General features: G+C 46.7%; 17 protein-coding genes and 1 pseudogene. 9 read left to right on the top strand and 9 right to left on the bottom strand.

What is annotated here, in order from left to right:
• The first annotated feature begins 476 nt into the window (after positions 1 to 476).
• Together hpsJ-B and QT979_RS00655 are read left to right on the top strand one after the other, a co-directional pair.
• On the top strand, positions 477 to 1307 hold the full coding sequence (gene hpsJ-B / locus QT979_RS00650; protein ID WP_333210026.1) for a hormogonium polysaccharide biosynthesis protein HpsJ: 831 nt from the start codon (positions 477 to 479) through the stop codon (positions 1305 to 1307).
• Positions 1308 to 1393: 86 nt separating this feature from the next.
• Positions 1394 to 2311, top strand: a complete 918-nt coding sequence (locus QT979_RS00655) for a glycosyltransferase family 2 protein (protein ID WP_333210028.1) — start codon at positions 1394 to 1396, stop codon at positions 2309 to 2311.
• Between the two features lie 391 nt (positions 2312 to 2702).
• Here QT979_RS00655 and glgB read toward each other — a convergent pair whose 3' ends face one another.
• The 4 genes from glgB to QT979_RS00675 all read right to left on the bottom strand — a co-directional run bounded on the left by glgB (position 2703) and on the right by QT979_RS00675 (position 6540).
• Complete coding sequence (glgB, locus tag QT979_RS00660; protein WP_333210030.1) at positions 2703 to 4997, bottom strand: 1,4-alpha-glucan branching enzyme; 2295 nt, start codon at positions 4995 to 4997, stop codon at positions 2703 to 2705.
• A 358-nt stretch (positions 4998 to 5355) separates the two neighbouring features.
• Positions 5356 to 5514, bottom strand: coding sequence for a hypothetical protein (locus tag QT979_RS00665; protein WP_333307541.1), 159 nt, complete (start codon positions 5512 to 5514; stop codon positions 5356 to 5358).
• Between the two features lie 132 nt (positions 5515 to 5646).
• Positions 5647 to 5871: a hypothetical protein gene (locus QT979_RS00670; RefSeq protein ID WP_333307544.1), complete on the bottom strand. Its 225-nt coding sequence runs from the start codon at positions 5869 to 5871 to the stop codon at positions 5647 to 5649.
• A gap of 468 nt (positions 5872 to 6339) precedes the next feature.
• Positions 6340 to 6540: a serine protease gene (locus QT979_RS00675; RefSeq protein WP_333210036.1), complete on the bottom strand. Its 201-nt coding sequence runs from the start codon at positions 6538 to 6540 to the stop codon at positions 6340 to 6342.
• A gap of 337 nt (positions 6541 to 6877) precedes the next feature.
• Here QT979_RS00675 and QT979_RS00680 point away from each other — a divergent pair, with 337 nt between their 5' ends.
• A complete protein-coding gene (locus QT979_RS00680) occupies positions 6878 to 7453 on the top strand; it encodes a hypothetical protein (RefSeq protein ID WP_333210038.1) in 576 nt (191 codons plus the stop codon).
• Positions 7454 to 7752: 299 nt separating this feature from the next.
• Positions 7753 to 9681, top strand: a complete 1929-nt coding sequence (locus QT979_RS00685; protein WP_333307545.1) for a penicillin-binding protein 2 — start codon at positions 7753 to 7755, stop codon at positions 9679 to 9681.
• 212 nt (positions 9682 to 9893) lie between these two features.
• On the opposite strand, the gene QT979_RS00690 is transcribed toward QT979_RS00685, so the two are convergent.
• Entirely contained in the window at positions 9894 to 10514 is a 621-nt protein-coding gene (locus tag QT979_RS00690) for a prepilin-type N-terminal cleavage/methylation domain-containing protein (protein ID WP_445304748.1), read from the bottom strand.
• Between the two features lie 618 nt (positions 10515 to 11132).
• On the opposite strand from QT979_RS00690, the pseudogene QT979_RS00695 reads away from it, so the two are divergent.
• Both QT979_RS00695 and QT979_RS00700 read left to right on the top strand, forming a co-directional pair.
• Positions 11133 to 11441: pseudogene (locus QT979_RS00695) on the top strand (precorrin-6A/cobalt-precorrin-6A reductase); the annotation flags it as partial.
• Positions 11442 to 11605: 164 nt separating this feature from the next.
• Complete coding sequence (locus tag QT979_RS00700; RefSeq protein ID WP_333210450.1) at positions 11606 to 12385, top strand: calcium-binding protein; 780 nt, start codon at positions 11606 to 11608, stop codon at positions 12383 to 12385.
• A 100-nt stretch (positions 12386 to 12485) separates the two neighbouring features.
• Here QT979_RS00700 and QT979_RS00705 read toward each other — a convergent pair whose 3' ends face one another.
• Entirely contained in the window at positions 12486 to 13715 is a 1230-nt protein-coding gene (locus QT979_RS00705) for a CapA family protein (protein ID WP_333210449.1), read from the bottom strand.
• Positions 13716 to 13778: 63 nt separating this feature from the next.
• On the opposite strand from QT979_RS00705, the gene QT979_RS00710 reads away from it, so the two are divergent.
• Both QT979_RS00710 and QT979_RS00715 read left to right on the top strand, forming a co-directional pair.
• Complete coding sequence (locus tag QT979_RS00710; RefSeq protein WP_333307557.1) at positions 13779 to 14756, top strand: hypothetical protein; 978 nt, start codon at positions 13779 to 13781, stop codon at positions 14754 to 14756.
• Positions 14757 to 14834: 78 nt separating this feature from the next.
• A complete protein-coding gene (locus QT979_RS00715; protein ID WP_333307560.1) occupies positions 14835 to 15395 on the top strand; it encodes a Uma2 family endonuclease in 561 nt (186 codons plus the stop codon).
• A 117-nt stretch (positions 15396 to 15512) separates the two neighbouring features.
• Here QT979_RS00715 and QT979_RS00720 read toward each other — a convergent pair whose 3' ends face one another.
• The 3 genes from QT979_RS00720 to QT979_RS00730 all read right to left on the bottom strand — a co-directional run bounded on the left by QT979_RS00720 (position 15513) and on the right by QT979_RS00730 (position 19637).
• Positions 15513 to 15908 (bottom strand): SH3 domain-containing protein, encoded by a 396-nt coding sequence (locus QT979_RS00720; RefSeq protein ID WP_333307562.1) that lies wholly within the window; start codon positions 15906 to 15908, stop codon positions 15513 to 15515.
• 80 nt (positions 15909 to 15988) lie between these two features.
• Entirely contained in the window at positions 15989 to 17782 is a 1794-nt protein-coding gene (locus QT979_RS00725; RefSeq protein ID WP_333307564.1) for an N-acetylmuramoyl-L-alanine amidase, read from the bottom strand.
• Positions 17783 to 17951: 169 nt separating this feature from the next.
• The gene (locus QT979_RS00730; RefSeq protein ID WP_333210442.1) at positions 17952 to 19637 is read right to left on the bottom strand and encodes an NAD-binding protein; all 1686 of its coding nucleotides are present in this window, start codon (positions 19635 to 19637) and stop codon (positions 17952 to 17954) included.
• A 576-nt stretch (positions 19638 to 20213) separates the two neighbouring features.
• On the opposite strand from QT979_RS00730, the gene QT979_RS00735 reads away from it, so the two are divergent.
• Positions 20214 to 20825, top strand: coding sequence for a COP23 domain-containing protein (locus tag QT979_RS00735; RefSeq protein ID WP_333307566.1), 612 nt, complete (start codon positions 20214 to 20216; stop codon positions 20823 to 20825).

Below are 20825 nucleotides of genomic sequence, written 5' to 3' on the forward strand. Positions count from 1 at the left end.
ATCAATTACTATAAGACAAGGGATTTAGTTCCCCCGCATCGGGCAGGCGATCGGGGTGTGAGAGCCCTAGGGGGTGAAACCCAACGAAACGCGCTCCTCCTGTGTCTATTATTTCTGACACCGCCGCGCGAGCGAAAGCTAGTTAAAAGCACCGAACCCAAGCGTGCAGAACTCATCTTTACGCTGGATTCGTCAGACTATAGAAGAAGCCAGCAGTTGCTTGCTGCCGTGTCTGGGCGCAATCTTGACCAAGCTTTACAGCCAACCCAGAAGCGCACAGCCTTCTGTGTCCAACTCTATATAGCTGTGCAAAAACTCGACCTTTTGGGTCGTAACCGCAGCCTGTGAAAACCCAGAGGAAAGTCGAGTTCGGTACTCGAAGCAGCTATTTTGGTGGAAAATAGCTAAACTCGTTCAACAAAATCCACTCAACTACCCCTTTGAATCTAAGGGTGTAGAATTATCTAACACGAATTATGAAAGCAAGTAATAGCCGTCAATTTTCTTCAGTAGCTGCTCGAACTCTCAAAGTAGTGGGGATTATCTTGATTCTCTCTGCTTTGCTTGACTGCATTGTTCTGTCGCTGCCGGGAGAAACTTCAGACCTTCTCAATCGAGGCTGGCAGTTGACTGCAGCAACTCAGATAGTTGACAAGGGCATTATTCCTTTGATCGGTATCGCCCTCCTGATGACTGGCTTTTGGGTGGACAGCAGCAGTGGAGTCTCTATTGAGCGACGCAATGTTTGGCTGGACTTGCGATTCTGGGCCCTGTTGATTTCCAGCTTGTTAGGTCTAGTTTACCTATCTCTGGTTCCCGTTCACCTCAACAATACTCGTTTGGAACTCAAGGATGCTCTGACTCAAGTCGATCAAGAAGCGGGACAAGCGGAAGGTCAACTTGAGGCACAACTTAAAAGCCCTCAATTTAAAGCTCAGGTAGAACAGCTCAAAAGCCAGCGTCGCAGCCAGATAGGGGCGCTGCTGCAAGACGACGGGAAGCTGCAACAAGCACTCAAGAGTCCAGAGGTTCCCAAGGAATTGAAAGCTGTGCTTGAGGAGTCGAAAAATGACCCGAAAGCCCTCGACAAGTTCCTGGAACAGCAAGCTCAATCACTTCCCACTCAAGCTCGCAACGAGATTCGCACCCGCAAGCAACAAAAAGAGAAAGAGTTAAGAACTCGATCGAGAAATTCGAGTTTGCAGACGGGAATCACCAGTTTGCTGTTAGCGATCGGCTACATTACTGTCGGTTGGACGGGATTGAGAAGTATGGGAATTCTGCGGTTCGGCCGCCGCAAAAATTGACCAGCGCTGGCAGGGATCGCGCTGGTCGAGACATCCCTGAGAAATAGTTTGTTTACCAAATAGTTTGCCCTTACTGAAAGCTGGGAATGTTCTCAATTTATATTCTGACTTACAACGAAGAGATTGATATCGCCGCTTGCATTGAATCGGCACTGCTTTGTGACGATATCATTGTAGTTGATTCTTTCAGCACCGATCGCACCCTTGAGATTGTTCAGAACTATGCCGTGCAAACAGTGCAGCACCCCTTTGAAACTCACGGACGCCAGCGGACTTGGATGCTCCAAGAAGTCCCGTGCAAGTACGAATGGGTTTACATCCTCGAAGCTGACGAGCGGATGACGCCTGCACTGTTTGCTGAATGCTTAAAGGCGATCGAAAGTCAAGAATATATCGGCTATTACGTAGCTGAAAAAGTAATATTTATGGAACGCTGGATTCGCCGCAGCACTCAATATCCGCGCTATCAAATGCGCCTCTTTCGCAAAGACCGAGTGTGGTTTACTGACTACGGTCACACTGAACGCGAAGTCTGCAACGGTCCTACTCACTTTTTGAAGGAAACTTACCCTCACTATACTTGCAGCAAAGGTCTTTCCCGCTGGATTGAAAAGCACAACCGCTACTCGACTGACGAGGCGGCTGAAACTCTCCGCCAATTAGAAGCAGGTCAAGTAAATTGGTGGGGTTTATTGTTTGGCGCGTCGGAGGTGGAAAGGCGCCGCGCTTTGAAAGATTTTTCTTTGCGCTTGCCTTTGCGGCCTGTGGTGCGCTTTTTCTATATGTATATTTTACTGGGCGGATTTCTTGACGGCCAAGCGGGATTGGCTTGGTGCACGCTGCAAGCTTTTTATGAATATCTAATTTTGCTAAAAGTTTGGGAAATGAAGCATCTACCACTGCCAAAGTTAGAGGTAGCTGCAGAACAATCTCTTTCGGAAGTAGTAACAGTTGAGCAGTCAAAAGTTTCTTATAATCTTGGCGCTTCCGATACTCGAAATTAAAAATTGGTAATGGTTCAGTTGACAGTTGACAGTTGACAGTTGACAGTTGACAGTTGACAGTTGACCGCACGCGGGGCGACCTCTACCTGGAAGTCCGAGGATTGGAGTAATGAGTAGTCTTCTTTTAATTTCTCCCGATCAGGCTTGGGGCTTTAAACCAATTCTTTCTGGTAATTGGTAATGGGTAACTGGTAATCAGTAATTGGGAATTAGTATTACATCCGTTACATCCGAAGAAAGCCAATCCGTTGCAGAACTTCCTTCTTTCGCCACAACAACAAAACAAAAAAAAACCGGTTTCTTGGAGAAACCGGGTTTCGGAATAGCTTCAAAGTTTTAGGTTTAATAAAGTTTTGATTCTTCCTAACTCAAAACTCTCATGACTCACAACTTAAAACTGTTGAGATTTTGCTGTTGTTTTTGCCCGATCGAGCTTTAAGATCAAGACCCCCAAAGGTGGCAAACACAAGTCGATCGAATAAGCACTGTTGTGGAACCACCACTCCTCAGTCCACTTGCCCCCCAAATTCCCCATATTGCTACCGCCGTATTCCCGCGCGTCGCTGTTAAACAACTCCGTATAGAAACCTGGTTCCGGCACTCCTACGCGATAGTGAGAGTGCGGCTGCGGCGTAAAATTGCACACCGTCACCACAAACTCGTCGCCATCCTTCTCTCGGCGCACAAATGCCACGACACTGTGTCGGTTGTCACTGCAATCAATCCACTCAAACCCATCCTCAGCAAAATCTTGACTGTAAAGTGCCGTTTCGCTGCGGTACAAATTGTTCAAATCTTTAAAAAACAGCTTCAACTTTTGGTGCGGCTCGAATTGCAGCAAACGCCACTCCAAATCCCCCCAAACGTTCCACTCTTGCCACTGGCCGAACTCCATCCCCATAAAGATCGTTTTCTTTCCGGGATGAGCAAACATAAAAGTAAACAAACACCGCACGTTTGCAAACTTTTGCCATTCGTCCCCTGGCATTTTCCCGATGATGTGGGCTTTGCCGTGGACTACCTCATCGTGGGACAAAGCCAGCATGAAATTCTCGCTGTGGTTGTACCACATACTGAAAGTTATGTTGTTCTGGTGGAACTGGCGGAACCACGGGTCCATGTGGTAATAGTCGAGCATATCGTGCATCCAACCCATGTTCCACTTCAGGTTGAAACCCAAACCCCCTACATAGGTCGGCCAAGATACCATCGGCCAAGAGGTAGATTCTTCGGCGATCGACAACGCACCTGGGAAATAGCTAAAAATGACGTGATTCGCCTGACGCAGAAAATCTGCCGCCTCGATATTTTCCCTGCCCCCGTACTGGTTGGTCAGCCATTCTCCAGGTTCGCGACAGTAATCCAAATAAAGCATCGAGGCTACGGCATCTACGCGAATCCCGTCGATGTGGTACTTGTCAAACCAGAACAGAGCGTTTGATACTAGGAAATTCCGCACTTCGTTGCGGCCGTAGTTAAATACTAGGGTTCCCCACTCTTTGTGTTCGCCCTTGCGGGAGTCGGCGTGTTCGTACAAGTGAGTTCCGTCAAAGAAAGCCAAGCCGTGGCCGTCTTTGGGAAAATGTCCTGGTACCCAGTCCACCAGTACGCCAATACCGTTGGCGTGACACTGGTCAACAAAATACATGAAATCTTCAGGTGTGCCGTAGCGGGAGGTTGGGGCAAAATAACCGGTGACTTGATAGCCCCAAGAACCGTCGAAAGGATGTTCGGCGATGGGCAGCATTTCGATGTGAGTGAATCCCAAATCTTTGACGTAGGGTATCAGCCGATCGGCTAATTCCCGGTAAGTCAGAAAGCGCGCCCCAGGATTGAGTTCCGAAACCTGCACGGCGGGTTGTATTTCCCCATTTGGTAGCACGGCGGGTTCGTCAGTAGCCGCGTGCAGCCAAGAACCGATGTGGCATTCGTAAACCGAAATCGGCTGCGTCAGTGGGTCTGTGTGCCGCCGCTTTTCGATCCAAGCGCTGTCGTGCCAAGTGTAGGTGTCTAAGTCGGTGACAATTGATGCTGTTTTAGGCCGCACTTCTTGCTGGAAACCGTAAGGATCGGACTTTTCGTAGGGATGTCCGTCTTGGTTTTTCACTTCGTATTTGTAGGAAGTTCCCACGGATAGTCCCGGAATAAATAATTCCCAGATGCCGTTTTGCGACTTCCGCATTTGATGTTTGCGGCCGTCCCAATAGTTAAAATCTCCTAAAACAGAGACGTTGCGGGCATTCGGAGCCCAAACGGCAAAATATACTCCTGTGATGCCGCCTACTTCGGTGAGGTGCGCCCCGAGTTTTTCATAAATGCGGTGGTGATTGCCTTCTGAGAATAGGTGCTGGTCGAATTCTGTGAGTTTGGGTGATCGAAAGGCGTAGGGATCGTAGATGAAGCGCTCATGTTCCCCTTCTTTGACCCGCAATTGATAGTTTGCTAGTTCTGGGGTGTCGATCGTACATTCAAAAAAGTGAGGGTGATGTTCTGATTTCATCGGGTATTCGGCCCTGGCCTCCGGCAAAACTACGGATACCGCATCCGCATTCGGCAGATAAGCTCGGACGACCCAGACTTTTTTGCCATTTTCTTCGATCGCGTGAGGGCCTAGCACTTCAAATGGATCGTGGTGCTGATTCCAAACAATTCGGTCAATCTGTTCAAAGGGGACGGTCGCGGGCATAAAACTACTTACCTCAATCTTTTAACTAAATGGCTTTCAAAACCTAGAGCGGCGCTGCACTTTACATTTGGATACATTTTTGATCGCTGATCCTACCACTGATTAGCATGATCTTGACTGCTGCAGCTCCAGCGCGCGCCCTTGCACACACGGCAGGCTGTTGCCTTGCCGGCGGCAGAGCTGGGGTTTTGCTGCTAACATCTAAGTATAGAAATATTAAAACAAATTGAAAAATTTATATTTTTCTGAAATATCCTTGACTTATTATTTAATATGTGATACGAAAAATTTTCAAACTATTGTTGATTTGCCGCGGCAGGAGGGTCAATCCTGTAAGTGTGGGACAGCAGTTAATAGTTTACCTGGAATTTTCAGGTAGGGAGGATAGCCTGATCGAGCGACTTTCAGATTCTGGAGGCTGGGTTTCCCCACAAAGTCCGTGAATTTGGGCAATACGCTCAAACAGCCAAGGATGCTTAACTCGGTATTGAGGAATCAAAGCTAAAGCACTGAGCATGGCGACAGCAGCAAGCAATATCTGCCATCCTTAAGGAATTGCCTACCAAACTAGCACCATCCTACCAGCGACGGTGCAATAGGTTTAAAGCAGCACTGAGGCGCAACTGGAGCGAGTTTTGCCGAGGCAGGGTTAATACCGAACTGGTGCGGCGCCAATTGAATCACTAAACTTGCTCAAAACAGACGGCTCGATGTGCTGGACCGCACAGACGCGAAACTCGTAGTCAACAAATCGAGTAGCAATGCCGATGCTGTCATCGAGCCAGTTTTCGACGAGAATCCAAGTCTCTGCTTGCTTTCCTCTCGTCTGTGGGAACAGTTGCGGGGAAGGCAAGGGAGACTGGATAGAGTGCAAAATTTGCGTCGAATCTCGCTTGCCTCCGGTGGATATTCAGTTGAGGCAGCAGTGGCAATGTCCTCAAACATCCTGTCACAGGTTTGAGTTTCAAGACCTGCAGGCCGGGAGTCATTCGATTTGAGATTTGAGATTTGAGATTTGAGTTTGACACCACGGATAAATCCGGGGGCTTGAGGATGCAAGGATTTTGGATTTGGGATTGATTCCACGGATAAATCACGTGGCGGGTACCATCAAGAAATTATTGGTCAAATTTTCTAGTTGAAAGGGAATGTTTTTGTAACGCAGCGAATCAGCGGACTTTGCTGCGGTAACGGGACGTACTGAACTTTAGTAGTAAAAGCATCAGACAATCACTACCACCCAACTTGAGACCTAGACCGATGAGATGAAAAAATGCGAGGAGCGAACCATTTTTCACCCCGAGGCTAGGCTCGTTGGGTACCGACTCGGACAGAGCCCTTGTTAGGGCTTTTTAGGAGTAGGGGCAGGGCTAGTAGTGGGAGTGGCCTTTGGAGATGGAGAAGAAGCAGCAGGAGGAGTAGTAGTAGTAGTGCCAGGTCCGCCCGGAGAAGGGCTGGTGGGGCTGGTGGTCTCACCTCCGCAGGCGCCGAGGGCTGCGGCCAAGCCCACTACCAAAGTCAAACGAATTAATCCCTTGTTCATAAAAACTCCTTAACATTGAAAACCCATCGCAAGGAAGGGAATAGTGTACTTGAGAAACAATGCTGGCACGAATAGCTCAACGATTCGCTCGTTGATTACAATACTGCATTTATTAATAAATTTCACATAGATTATCGCTAACCAGCAAAGATTTCTTTTTTTTGGCAAATCCTGAAGTCAAAGAGACCAGTGGTAGGATGGGTTGGTTGGCTTGTGAGGTATCCTTGGTAAGGATAACCGATCGAACGCAGATAGCCACCACTGGCGATCTCGGAGACCAAAAACTTTTAACCTCAATCAAGCTGAAGCTACCCCACTTTACGTATTGGTGAACTCTATGACCGCTGCTATCAGATCCCCCGATTCTCCCCGCTCCCGATCGACCCGCAAGCCCGCTGCTGGCGCTGCCAAAAGCAAAGTTACTTCTATTGCCAAAGCTAGGCGGGCGAAGACAGGGCCGGTATTGCCCAACTACTCGCCAGCAGATGAACAGGCTCAGACTCGATCGTCCGCATCAGTGCTGAAAGTCTTGCCCAATCGCCAGCAGCAGCCAGTGTGGTTACGATCGCTCCTGCAGGCACAGCGCGCCTCCTCAGTGGTAGCGCTTATGCTTTTGGGCGGTGCTCTGAGTCTCTACGGCTTGACAGTTTACGGCGAGCAGCGCTGGAGTCAGGAGTATCAAAAACTGGAAACTCTGCGCCTCCGGGAACAGCAATTGAGTGCTTCTAGCGAAGTCTTGAAACACCAACTTGCTAAAGAAGCCCAAAATTCCGAAACGGGTTTGGTTCCACAGAATCCTGGGGACACGATTTTCTTGCAGCCAGCCCCTGAAACTCGATCGCCCCTTGCGGCACCAAATTCTGAGCCCGCTCTCAAGAGTCGAGCCGGTGTGGAAACACCGCTGGGCTATTAAACCTGTGTCAAAGCGGAGAGCGCCCGAGGGCCTGAGTGTCCGAGGGCTTGAGAATTGGAGGATCTAATTTCCTTTTTGACTTTTTTGCAAGTCGCGATCGATTTTCTGCTTCCCGCCGTAAGTTACAGATTAAAAATAATTAAGACCACTTCAAAAAATAGAATGCAAGTGTAGGTGATCCAAACCCTGATAGGGAATGCTCATTCCTAAGTCGTAAATTTTATCTTTTAAGATTTAAGTTATAAATTCTAAATTCTAAATTCTAAAACGCTCTAACTTGCTATTGAATTTTTAATGCCATGAGCTACGACCCCCGTTTTGACCGCTACAGATCGCCGAATTTTAAACGCAAAAAACAGGCGGGCGATTCCCTACGGGATAGCTTCGCCACGCGTACTGGGTGGGAAAAACCAGCCAAACCTAGATCTTCCGGCAGTTTCGGCCGATCGCCACAACAGACGGCTGCATCTTGGGGGCGACCGGTGGAGCGTTTAAAGCGCAGCAAGTTCCGTTTGTGGGCGGTGTGGGCGGTGTTGATGCTGGGGGGGCTGGGGCTGGCTGTGAATTTGTTTTATTTGCAGGTGACGCGAGCTCCGGCGCTGCGTAAACAGGCCGAGCAGCAGCAAACTCTCAAAACGAAGCCCTTTGTACCGAGACGCCCGATAATTGACCGCGCAGGAAATGTTTTGGCGATCGACAGACAGGTGTACACGCTCTACGCTCACCCGAAGTTGTTTAACCACTCGAAGGAGGAAATTGCTGCTAAATTGGCTCCGATGCTGGCGATCGAACTGACTCCGGGCACTACGTCGGAAACTGAACTGATACGCAGGTTTAATCTTGCTGAAAGCGGTATTACAATTGCGGAGTCTCTACCTCAAGAGGTTGCCGATCGCGTCGCTGGGATGCAAATTAAAGAGAGTCTGGTCGATGGCTTGGAGTTGCTGCGGCAGCAGCAGCGTTTTTACCCCCAGCAGGAGTTGGCGGCGGATATCCTCGGTTATGTGGACGGGGAACGGAAGGGACAAGCCGGGGTGGAATACAGCCAGCAGAATTTGTTGGAACGATCGATGCCGTCGATTCAGTTTAGCAGGTCGAGCAATGGGAATTGGGTTCCCGATCGACTGACGGCGGGATTTGTGCAGCTTGATGACTTGAAATTGCAATTGACGATCGACAGTCGCTTGCAGCGGGCTGCCCGAAGTGCCCTCAAGGAAAAAATGAAGCAACACGATGCGAAGCGGGGCACAGTGATTGTGATGGATGCCCGTAACGGGGAATTGCTGTCAGTTGTGGCGGAACCTTCTTATGACCCGAATCAATATTTTAATTTCGATTTGTCGCGCTATAAAAATTGGGCTGTCACTGATGTTTATGAGCCTGGTTCGACTTTTAAAGCGATTAATGTGGCGATCGCTCTGGAAGCGGGTGCGGTGAAACCTAATACTGTGTTTAACGATGAAGGTCGGATTTATATGAATCCTTGGACTATCCAAAATTCCGATTACCAAAGAGCAGGCGCGCGCGGGCCTTCGACTGTTACTGAGATTTTGAAACATTCTAGTAATGTGGGGATGGTGCACATCATGAGAACCATGAAACCTTCTCTTTACTATCAAGCTTTAGAAAAACTCGGACTCGGACAAACTGCGGGAACTGATTTGCCTTTTGAAGTAAGCAGTCAACTTAAAAATCGAGAGCAATTTATTAACTCTCCGGTGGAAGTTGCTACTACGGCCTTTGGGCAAGGTTTTTCGATTACTCCGATGCAGTTGGTGCAGCTTAACGGCGCTTTGGCTAATGGTGGCAAGTTAGTGACTCCTCACGTTGTGCGGGGACTTTTTGATAGGGAAGGTGAAGCTTATTGGAAGCTTCCGAGGGCGGTTCCAAAGCAGGTTTTTTCGCCAGAAACTACTAAGCAAGTGTTAGAAATGATGGAAACTGTGGTTGATGGTGGTACGGGGAAAGCTGCACAAATTCCTGGGTATCGGATTGCTGGAAAAACAGGCACGGCTCAAAAAGCTAATGCTGGTGGGGGTTATTCTAAGAACGCGATTATTACTAGCTTTGTGGGGATAATGCCTGTGGAGGCTCCTCGGTATGTGGTGCTGGCGGTGATTGATGAGCCTAATCAGGGTTCTTCGGGGGGTACGGTGGCGGCGCCGATTGTGGAGTCGGTGATGGAGGCGCTGATTTCTATTGAGAAGATTGCGCCGAGTAAGAAGTAGTTGATTATATCTGAGATGTGGCGTCAGAAATTGACATCGAATATAGCTATCGACAACAAGGCGATGGAGGAGACGGCAATGCCGTTTCCCTACCCCCAACATAATTCATCGGGTGATCGGATGTAAGCATCGCCCAATTTGTAGGAAAACGGCACTGCCATGTCCAGATTTCGGGTAATATCGTTTTCCCTGACGCACCCTACATCAGTGACTCAGTAACAATATCTTTTGTTTTCGTTGGGTTTTGATTGTCGTTTGGAGGTGCGTTTATGTCCTAAAAGAGTGGAGATGATGATGCAGCGTTGGCTGTTTCTTAAGTTGGGATGATATAGCGTTAGGGTTCCTTTGGCTCTTATACTCGTTAGCGTGCAATCGTGGTCGCTTCGAGATACGGGGCAACCTCTGTGGTTGAACATGACGCGCCGGATTGTGCCGTTTGTTTTTTGCTCGTTGCTTTCATTTACTTGGAGCACTGTTGTTTCATCTGGATCTATATGAATTTGCGGTTCTAGGTTTTTCCATTGACTGTCTGGTATTTGGGCTGGGGGAATGTCGGCTGGGTGAACGGCTATTTGTACCTTTTCTCCTACTTGTTTGAAGCTGGCTTGCCATGACATTTTGGATCGTTTGGCGTTGCTGTGGGCAAGTTCCATTGCCCAATAAGCTCTATCGAGCGATAGCTTTAAACGGTGGTTGTTGATAAACATTAGCCAAGAGGGGGCGACGATCGCACAAAATATTCCTATGATTAAAAGAATTATCAATAGCTCAATCATTGTAAAACCTGCAGCAGGTGTAGTGGCTCTGCCTTTAAACGTTTTATTTATTGACACGTAGATGAACTCCCTGATATTTAGCTTGCCAAAAAAACAGCTAGGAAGAGCTATTTTTTTTATTGGCTATATTTTAACTTTGGGTTTGGGAAGTGTGTAGATCGGTATTTACTGAAAATTTATGCGACTTAAAAAAAACTGGGGGTAAGGAAACGGCAGTCAGGAAACGGTAGTGCGGTTTCCCTACAGCAATTTTGTCGATCGCCCGATCGCATCAGAACCCGAAGGTATGTAGGGAGAATCTCAATTTCTAGCTTGCCTACTTTCATTGAGATGCTCCCGACGTGCCGGGAGTCAAGGTGGAAATTTGTACTTAACTTGAGAGACAAATTTACTTTCGACGCTCGTATTTTAGCGTCAAGAATAGTTTGTCCTCACTGTGAGAATTATACAGAAGAATTCCATCAGAATCTTGCGGAGTCCAGGGCGATCGCGCGATCGGATATAACGATTCCCCGGTTAATGGTAGGAAAACGGCAGTGCGGTGTCCTAATTTCGGGTAAGGGGTAAAATCAACCGGATCGGATGTAACGATCGCCCAATTTGTAGGGAAACGGCACTGCCCTACCGCGATTTCGGGTAATATCGTTTTCCCTGACGCACCCTAGATCAGTGACTATTTGGTTTTTGATGGGGGCGATCGATCCTCCTGCACTAAATACTCCTATACCTAACGGTAAATTGTTATTAGCAAGGGGGCCTTTTTCTTTGGAAGACGAGCGTCAATTATTATTAGAATATCGGATTGATACAATTGTTAGTAAAAACAGCGGCGGCGGTGCTACTTATGCGAAAATTGTGGCGGCTAGGGAACTGGGAATTCCGGTGGTGATGGTGCAGCGGCCGCCGATTGCGGATGTTGAGCAGGCTGCTGATGTTGAAGGGGCGATTTATTGGCTCATTCAGCAGTTGAGTTCCCTAAAATGAGTGTCACTCAAACAAGCGACTGGTCGAAAATTTTCAAAATAGTTAAAGTAGATATAACTGATTAAGGGAGAGCGATCGCGCTCTGAGATTTTTCAATCCCACTTCGAGGGAAATTTCCCTCGCACGATTTACGCTGGCGACTAGCAATTTAAGGAACTACAACAATGCTTATCACTGGAACTGAAGCAGCAGACAGCTTGAAAGGCACCTCAGAATATGATGTCATATATGGCTTAGCAGGGGATGATTCTCTAGTAGGCTTGGGCGGAAACGACTTTCTGTACGGTGGCGAAGATGACGATACACTCTATGGCGGTTTTGGCAACGACCAACTATTTGGTGAAAATGGCGATGACTTCCTCGACGGTGGCTATGGATACGACCAATTAAATGGGGGTAGCGGTAATGACGAACTGCGGGGCGGGTATGCGGATGACATCCTAATTGGAGGTAGCGGAAACGATAAATTAGACGGCGAGTTTGGAGATGATTTTCTCATCGGTGGCACGGAAAATGATTCTCTTTACGGCGGCGATGGAAACGACATCCTAACTGATAGTGGCGTAGGCCGCGATGGCAGCGACTATTTAGATGGCGGTAGCGGAAATGACCGAATAATTGCTTACGGTTACGGGGCGGAAATTGATGCAGATACGCTGATTGGCGGGACAGGATTGGATACCTTCGTTCTCGGTGCGCCCGGTCAGGCTTTCTACAATGTTGGCGGCGATGCTGACTACGCATTAATTACTGATTATCTGCCCTTTGCAGACACAATTCAACTGCAAGGAAGTGCGTCTGACTACCTCTTAGATGGCTCTCCAATTCAGGGAATTTCTGGCACTGCTATTTACCGCGAAGAAAATTCAAATTACGAACTAATTGCTGTTTTGCAGGACAGGTTTTTAACTCAGAGCGCTCTAGGTTTATTCACTTACGTGTAGGCGACACTTCTCAAAAACAAGTGGTAGCTGATAGGTGGAAGAGACTAAGCATCCAACTAAAACCTAAAACCTAGATAGAGTGCTATCCCGTCCCCCCTGCTTAAGGGAGGGATTTCTTGTTATTTTGAGGTTTATTTAAAGAGTTAAGATGATTGTTCATATCCTGCAAATATTTTGATAAAATTGGATATTGCGAAGTTGCTAAGAGTGGATCTTTTTTACCGGTGACAGTTTTTGCTAGGGGCAAAACGCGGTAGTTGAATTTGTTGTTCAAGCTGTAGCGGTGCACCCAAGTAGGATGTGTTTTTACCTCTGTAATTTCTGTGGTTTTTTCGGGAAATTTTTTGCGAATATTTACTTGCAAAATTACCCCTAAGTCTGTATATTTTCTATTCTGACCGGAAATGAAGTTTCCCATTGAATAAATTGCTACAGCTTTGCGGGTTTTGCCATTTTTTCCGGGAAATTTAAAAATTTTGTAAGGTTGAACGACGTGGGGATGGCTGCCGAGAATGATGTCTGCACCAGCTTTTAATAGGTTTTCAACTAATTGTTTTTGTTGGGGGTTTGGCTGTCGCTGATATTCGTCGCCAAAATGCAGGGAAATTGCGATAATATCTGCTCCTTGTTTGCGGGCTTTGGCAATGTCTTTGACTATCTTTTTTTCGTCGATTAGGGAAACTAAGTAATCTTTGCCTTTGGGTATGGGAATGCCGTTTGTGCCGTAGGTGTAAGCTAGCTTGGCTAGTGAAATGTTGTTTTTGGTGCTGATTAAAGTGCGTGAAGCCTCGGCGGTAGATGTGGCTGTTCCTGTGGAAGCAATTTTGCGATCGCTCAGATTGGCGATCGTCCTAATTACCCCTTTTTCTCCACGGTCTAAAGCATGATTATTCGCGGTTGTCAAGATATTAAATCCGGCTTTTTTAGCCGCATCCGCTAATTGAGCCGGTGCGTTAAATAGCGGATATCCCGTATATCCGCCCGCATCTTCCCCCGCTAAAGGTGTTTCGAGATTTCCGATAACCCAATCGCCTGTTGATAAGATACTTTTAACGGGTGCGAAGAAAGTGTCAAAATTGTATGTTTTATTTTTTGCGTCGTAGCCCGATCGCGTTTGGGTACTGTGCATCATGATGTCGCCGACAGCAATTAGTTTTGCTTCTTTGATCTCAGACTTTGGTTGGGCGGGAACAGGGGCTGCAATTGGCGATGGCGTCCCGCCCCGCAAGCTACGACTTTCTGTAGGCTGTGTGTTGGTTTGTGGCGTTTGAATATTGCAGCCTGCGATCGAAAGCATAGCCATTAGCGAGAGCAACCGACGAAAATCCATAATTTTCAAGAGTGATTTGTCGGCTTACATGGTATCATAACTAATTTAGTTACGGCTAAATAGATGAAAAAAAACTATCTAATTATTGCCTTTATTGTTTTTGTATTAATTACGAGTTTTGGTGTTTTAACTTACGCTCAAACTTCCAGCAATAGACCTTTTGAATTTGCCTTGATTGGCGATTTGCCCTACAGTGCCGAACAGGAAGCACAATTTCCGAATTTGATTGCAGATATCAATCGATCGCCCGCAGCGTTTGTAGTCCACGACGGCGACATTAAAAACGGTTCTAGTGTCTGCGATGATGCAACTTTTGTCAGCCGCAAGCAGTTATTTGACAATTTTGAGATTCCGTTTATTCTTGCCTATGGCGATAATGAATGGACGGATTGCCACCGATCAAAAAACGGCAGTTACGATCCCGTAGAAAGACTCGCTAAACTGCGGGAAATTTTCAACCAGGGTAATCAAAGTTTGGGAAAGCGCACCTTAACTCTCACCCGTCAAAGCGAAAACCCGCAGTTTGCTAAATTCCGCGAAAATGTTCGCTGGATTTATCATGGAGTTGTGTTTTTGGCGATTAATATGCCGGGAAGCAACAACAATTTTGGCCGTACTCCCGAAGCAGATGCAGAATATGCCGATCGCAATTGGGCTAACTTAGCCTGGATCAAAGAATGTTTTGCTTTAGCCAAACGCAGCAACAGCAAAGGAATTGTGTTAGTTGCACAGGCAAATCCGGGATTTGAATTCGATCCGACGGACAAAAGAAGAAGCGGTTACAACGATTTTATCGCAACTCTGGAAACAGAAACAGGCAATTTCCCAGGGCAGGTTGTATTCGTCCACGGCGATACTCACTATTTCCGCATCGATAAACCTTTACCCCATTTTACCGATGAGACTCAACTACCGAGAATGAAAAATTTTACTAGAGTTGAAACTTTTGGTTCTCCCAACGTGCATTGGTTGCGGGCTTTTTATGACCCGGAAAATCCTAATTTGTTTGAGTTTAAGCAGCAGATTGTTCCGAAAAATTAGGCGAGGTAACACCATTGTTATGCAAAATAAATAATTTTTGAATTACACTGAAGATAGGTAGAATTGAGGAATTTATTTATGACGATCGCAACTAAGCGCCTTACTCTTGAACAATTTCTGAAACTGCCAGAAACTAAACCGGCTAGCGAATACATTGAGGGGGAAATTCTCCAAAAACCTATGCCGAAAATTAAACATTCTCGTTTCCAGGGGCAATTCCTGCGTGTCATTAATGAAGTGGTAGAGGAACTCAAGATAGCTTATGCTTTTCCAGAGTTGCGGTGTACCTTTGGCGGTCAATCGATTGTTCCAGATATTGCGGTACTATTATGGGAACAGATTCAATTTGATGACAGCGGCGAACCAGTAGATGATGTGCGAATTGCACCGTATTGGGTGATCGAAATTCTCTCGCCACAGCAAAGCTCAAATCGCGTAACTAGAAAAATTATTCACTGTCTGCAACATAATTGTCAGTTGGGGTGGCTAGTTGATCCAGACGATCGATCGATTTTAGCGTTTTTGCCCAACCAACAACCGCAATTCTGCGAAGGTAGCGATGTCCTTCCTGTATCCGAAATGATTCCCCTGAATATCACCGCCGAACAGGTGTTTAACAGGTTGAGAATGCAACAATGAATCAGGGCGATCGTCTTTTTTGTACCAATTAAAAAAATCTCCAGGTTGGGTTGCTAATGAGGACTTTCCTCTTTATTTAAACTCAGGAATGTAAGTCCTCACTACAAACCAAATTCCCTATTGTCGCCACCTGTCAAATTGGTCTTCGGAACAGCCATTAATAAATTGATTGTTCACCCAACCGTCGAGGATGGTCAAAGTTTCATTAGGAGGATTACCCGAAAATCTGGCCGCAATTTTCACCCAATTACCTTGTCTGCTGACAGCCCTAACTCCGTCTCCCCTTTTCAATTTAGCTACAACCGCGTACTTATTTCCTGGACCTTTGCGAATGTTAACAGCGCCACCTTCACCTGTAATAAACGAGCATTGAGTTTGCTTTTTTAAAGCTTCTGCTTTTGCGGGAGCCAGGCTTTGCTGCTTGCCGAAAACAGGAAAGCTGTAAAGCGAGAAGCTAAAACTTGCAACGACGGCTGCAATAAAAAAGGCTTTGGATTGAGTAAAAATTAGCATTATTTCATTTCCTTGGATTGGCAGAACTGAAGTCCCGATTATAATTTTTTGAGAATGACTTCAGTTCTTACTACTAACTATTATTTGACCGAGGCAAACCATTCGGTAACACCTTGGGCGATCGCCTCAGCTAATTTCTTTTGTTCTGTCGGATTCACAATCCATTCAAACTCTTCGGGATTGATCAGAAATCCCAATTCCATTAAAACAGATGGAGTAACGGCAGGACGAGTCATGGCTAAGTTATTCCAGAATACACCATAGCTCGGACGGTTCAACTTGGCAACTAAATAATTGTGCAAAAACATTGCCAAACTGTGCGCTTGCGGGTGAAACCAGAAAGCGCCGACGCCTTTAGTCTTAATGGCATCCCCGTTATCCGGCAAAGCATTGTAGTGAATTGAAATTGCGATCGCAGGTTCTTCTTTTTGAATCATTTCCACCCTCGGTGGCAAATCCAAATCGACATCTTCTACCCGCGTCATTACCACATTCGCGCCCCGATTTACCAATTCCTGTTGCACCAATTTCGACACTGTTAAAGCTACTGTTTTTTCCCTAATTCCCACTGGACTCACAGCACCTCCATCCTCCGGCCCGCCGTGTCCCGCATCGATGAGAATCTTAATTCCAGACAGCGGCTTTGCTTGCGACACAGGTATCATGCTTGTATTCGCCGGCGGGTTTTTTAAAGACAGCACTAAAGTTGTACCCTCGTATCTCAACTTGTAACCCCACTGCTGGGCAGATTTGAGATTAAAAGTATATTGTACTTGCAGTGGCGCGATTTGTTGCCATTCTAAACGTGAAATTACTGGGTCATCCGAGAGGCGAATAATGTCAGTTTGAGCGGTAGTATTGTACAGGGTTAAAGTGAAAGTGCGTTCTCCTTCCTGCACGGTGACTGGGACGGGTGTTTCTAAGGGAAATAACACCTCTGTCCAGCCGGAAACTTGACGCGAGCTGGCGCTGCGAATAATCGATCGCGGAGGCACTGTATCCTTGACAATTCGCACTTCCGATGCTTTTATCCAAGCACCGTAATCGAGTCTGATCCATTCTCCCTCGCGCCCAATAATTGTTGCTCGCGTTCCCTTCGGCAGCGGTGTCATCCGAGAAAAATCTGTACTCGCTCCGGTTCTAGCAACACCAGGATCTGCTGTTACTTCGGCTATTTCTAAGTCAACCGGAGAAAGAATAGAAATCTTGCCAGTACCCTGTTGGCTGATAGTTTTATCGTTCATTGTTAGTTCAAACGATGGCACGCCTAAATCAACTGTTTCTCCCTTAGATGAGAGGGCGTTGTCAGGGGTTTTACCGCAGCCTTGATACTGTTGGCTGCCGCCTTTATTGATCGGGGAATTTGCGTCTAAAAGTACAGATGCGTTGTCGGGTAGTTCCACTTGCGATCGCGCTTTTAAAGGAATAGTAACTCCCGCCAATTTTACCGAAACTTGAGCATTCGCAGGTGCGATCGCCCCAAAGCAAATATATTCCCCCGGCAAACTCGCGACATCGACTTTCGGCGTCAGGGAATCTTTAGCAAAAGCCAATCCTACAGGAGCTACTGGCTGATTCGACTCGCGCGTCACCTTAATTTTGACTTCCTGATTGTCGTAACGCAATGTAAAGACATTTTCGCCGAGTTGCAGCGGAAAAGTCGGGGCGAAATGCCCGGATGCGGTGCGCGAAATTTGGTTGCCATTTACTAACACTTGTCCCGGTGCGGGCGCTGTGCCGATTAAAAAGATGCGATCGGCTGTAGTTTTGTGGTTAACGGGAGGATAAGCGACGAACAAAGGTTGAGCGGCGACAGCTACAGAGGCGATCGCAATTATCAGACCAAACACACATAATGCTAAAAATTTTCTCATTCTATATCGCAACTAATTGAGAGTTTGTTGATTATTTATACTAGAACTTGCCCTAAGAAACCGGATTTCAGAGGATTAGTCGTAAGTCTTATTTACTAGACAGAGACCATTTTATCAGGTTTGTAGTTGCAATTGAGCGATCGGCAATATAAATTCCCGCGTCAAACCATTAAGTTTTAATTAGTTCAGAGGTCGTTCTCCACAGTTGCTCCAACCGATTCGCAGGCATCGTCAAATACAAAACATCCCCCGCACTCAGACAACAATTCAGCAAATCCCAGCCGTGAATAGTTTGACCCTTAGTTTCGGCATACAGAGGCACAAAATCCGCAGACTTAGCAGCATCTTGAATACGGTGGCCACAGAAAGGATGGTTTGGCGTAATCAATGTGGCCAAGCAAACCCATAGACTATCAGCAGTCATTCCGTTGCCCAAAATTCTGCCTCCAATCGCCGCCGCCGCGAAAGCAGGAGCCGCCAATTCCGTCGGGTTCAAAACTCCTTCAAACTCAAAAACTTGCTGCACCATTAAAGCAAAATGTGGATCTTGGTTGCGGACAATAACTGATAGTTTTGGTGCCAATCCTTTAGCGCTCAAGGCAATTTCGACATTAGACATATCGCTGCTAGTTACCGCTAAAAGTGCTGCCGCTTGCTTAACATTAGCAGCTTCCAAAGTTGCGGGCAAACTAGCACTTCCCTGAATGACCGGAATTTTCATTGAGCGAGCCGTGTTCAGAAACCGGCAGTTTGGATCTTGCTCGATCGCCACAATATCGTAACCGTTAGTGTGCAGTTCTTTAGCAATTTGGATGCCAATTCCTCCGAGTCCGCAGATAATGTAATGATGGCGCTGCGGAACTCGCGCCACATCCCAATATTCGGTAAAGCGAGTTCCCAATACATAATCGTTGAGCAGTGCGTAGCAGAGGCCGATGATGCCGGCTCCAACTAACATCATGACAATTGTAAATAGTTTAATGCTTTCGGGAGCTTGTTCGGCTACTTTTTCATGGCCTCCTGCTCCGGTAATCATCCCTACTGAAAAATAGAGAGAATCGACAATTGAGATATGCTCGTCAACACAAATATAGGTGGCAGTAGCAACGGCAATCATGGCCAGCAGTGCCAGTACCACAATTACCGCTGCTTGGCTGTGCTGCTGAAATCTGTGCAGCTTAGTTAATGTTTTGAGCAGTTTTTGAGCTAAAGTTTTTTGGGTGCTGCGGATAGTCGGCTGAGTGGCAACAATTAGCCGATCGCCCTGCTGACACTGCCGATCGGCAAGCACCGCCGATACTAAATCAGTTTTGTTAGCAGCCGGCAGATAATAAATCAACATTCGCGATCGATCGTCCCACAAATCGCTCAGTTTGCGATTTTTCCAAGGATGTGTTTCATCGATATATTCTTCGTGAATCGCCCAAGTGCGATCGAACAAACGCAACTGCCCGATCGCCTGATTTCCGAGAGCCGCAAAGGCAAAAACCGGAGCCGCCAACGATGAAACGCTCATGGAAGTGTGATCGGGCAAAGTGTGGTCAATTCTGTCGCCCAAGCTAGTATTGAACAATCTGTTGATGATGCGAATCTGAGGATTGAGAATCCTCGCTTGCATCAAAATTGCCAAATTTACAGCATCATCGTCTCCTGCAATTACTAAAGTGTGAGCGTTTTGAATGCCTGCAGCCAACAAGGTAGAAGCTGCTTGCAAATTGCCGACAACCACATCAGAAGTTTCGCCGCGAATTGGGCGATCGCTAATACCAACCACAATCGCTCCTTGCTGTCTCAACAAACAAAAAATCTTGTGTCCCGTGTGCCCCAACCCGCAAACAATGATTCGAGGTTTCATAAAAAGTTATTTGCCAGCCAATTTCGGAGCTGTCCTTGTAGTTTTACTTACCATTGTTGACTGTCCTGGCTTTACAGAATGTAGCTAAAAACACTATCTATGATACTTGTGCCACAGTCTCGAAGTGTTGGAAACAAAGCAAAAGCTGTGCCGTGTTCCTAAAGCCACCTTCCCAAGCGTTGAAATAAAGACACCACACTGCCATGTACCTACAGACATGAGATGCAACTAACCTGATTTAATATTTGAAAAATATCCGGGTGCGACAGCCAACCAGCAGAATTTGAATAGGTAGGGACAGCACACTGGCTATTAGTCACAACTTAACGTCAAACCGACCGTCTCTCTTGTTTGTATCGGAGTCTAGATCCCCCCTAACCCCCCTTAATAAGGGGGGGACAGGAGGCTTCTCAAAGTCCCCCTTATTAAGGGGGATTTAGGGGGATCGAGACTCGTCGGGTATAAACAAGAGATACATAAGGTTTTCAGTCTTAAATTGACACCAATAGATACTGCCCTGTTCCTACAACTATGACTTCCTACATAAATTTAACTGCCTTAGCGGCAGGAGTTATTATGAAATTGACTGCACCCTTATTAGCATCCGCTTTAGTGTTCGCCGGTACTGTCGCCTTTGCCAGCCAAGTACAAGCTGCTCCAACGAGCAACTGGAATAACACTAGAACAACATTTCAGTGCGTTACTTCCGGTCGTAATTTTGTCACAATTGCGCGGCGGGGAAATGTCACAACAGATCCAATGATTCTGTGGAAATCTACCGAGTTCGGCCGCGAATATACACCTTGGCAGCGCTGTCAAATTGTTTCCAATAGATTGACCAAAGCTGTTGCCCAGAGTGGCGGAAGATTGAGCAACTTGCAGTTAACGACAGGAATTGTTAATAACTTGCCCGTAGTTTGTTACGTGAACGGACAGGGGCGCTGCAACTCTCAAAATCTGCTGTTCACCCTAGACAAGCGAAATGCTAAAAATCCCGGTGATGCTTTAACGAGATTGATTAATTTTGCCCAAGACGGCAGCGGGCCCGTGACAACTTTCAGAACAGGAACTCAATCGTCTGCACCGCAGTTTGTTCCCTTTGGAGATATGGTCGATCGAGCTTTTAATTCTCCAAACAACAAACCGTCAGTTCCTGTAGCAAAACCGCAGGGCGATCGAGGTATTTAA

The organism is Microcoleus sp. w2-18bC1 (assembly GCF_036700365.1).
In the GTDB taxonomy this organism is placed as follows: Bacteria; Cyanobacteriota; Cyanobacteriia; order Cyanobacteriales; family Microcoleaceae; genus Microcoleus.

Coding starts and splice junctions, on each gene's coding strand:
- glgB (WP_333210030.1), bottom strand. CDS start 4,997: ATGCCCGCGACCGTCCCCTTTGAACAGATTGACCGAATTGTTTGGAAT.
- QT979_RS00725 (WP_333307564.1), bottom strand. CDS start 17,782: ATGAGAAAATTTTTAGCATTATGTGTGTTTGGTCTGATAATTGCGATC.
- QT979_RS00665 (WP_333307541.1), bottom strand. CDS start 5,514: ATGCTCAGTGCTTTAGCTTTGATTCCTCAATACCGAGTTAAGCATCCT.
- QT979_RS00715 (WP_333307560.1), top strand. CDS start 14,835: ATGACGATCGCAACTAAGCGCCTTACTCTTGAACAATTTCTGAAACTG.
- QT979_RS00730 (WP_333210442.1), bottom strand. CDS start 19,637: ATGAAACCTCGAATCATTGTTTGCGGGTTGGGGCACACGGGACACAAG.
- QT979_RS00685 (WP_333307545.1), top strand. CDS start 7,753: ATGAGCTACGACCCCCGTTTTGACCGCTACAGATCGCCGAATTTTAAA.
- QT979_RS00680 (WP_333210038.1), top strand. CDS start 6,878: ATGACCGCTGCTATCAGATCCCCCGATTCTCCCCGCTCCCGATCGACC.
- QT979_RS00655 (WP_333210028.1), top strand. CDS start 1,394: ATGTTCTCAATTTATATTCTGACTTACAACGAAGAGATTGATATCGCC.
- QT979_RS00720 (WP_333307562.1), bottom strand. CDS start 15,908: ATGCTAATTTTTACTCAATCCAAAGCCTTTTTTATTGCAGCCGTCGTT.
- hpsJ-B (WP_333210026.1), top strand. CDS start 477: ATGAAAGCAAGTAATAGCCGTCAATTTTCTTCAGTAGCTGCTCGAACT.
- QT979_RS00700 (WP_333210450.1), top strand. CDS start 11,606: ATGCTTATCACTGGAACTGAAGCAGCAGACAGCTTGAAAGGCACCTCA.
- QT979_RS00675 (WP_333210036.1), bottom strand. CDS start 6,540: ATGAACAAGGGATTAATTCGTTTGACTTTGGTAGTGGGCTTGGCCGCA.
- QT979_RS00705 (WP_333210449.1), bottom strand. CDS start 13,715: ATGGATTTTCGTCGGTTGCTCTCGCTAATGGCTATGCTTTCGATCGCA.
- QT979_RS00710 (WP_333307557.1), top strand. CDS start 13,779: ATGAAAAAAAACTATCTAATTATTGCCTTTATTGTTTTTGTATTAATT.
- QT979_RS00735 (WP_333307566.1), top strand. CDS start 20,214: ATGAAATTGACTGCACCCTTATTAGCATCCGCTTTAGTGTTCGCCGGT.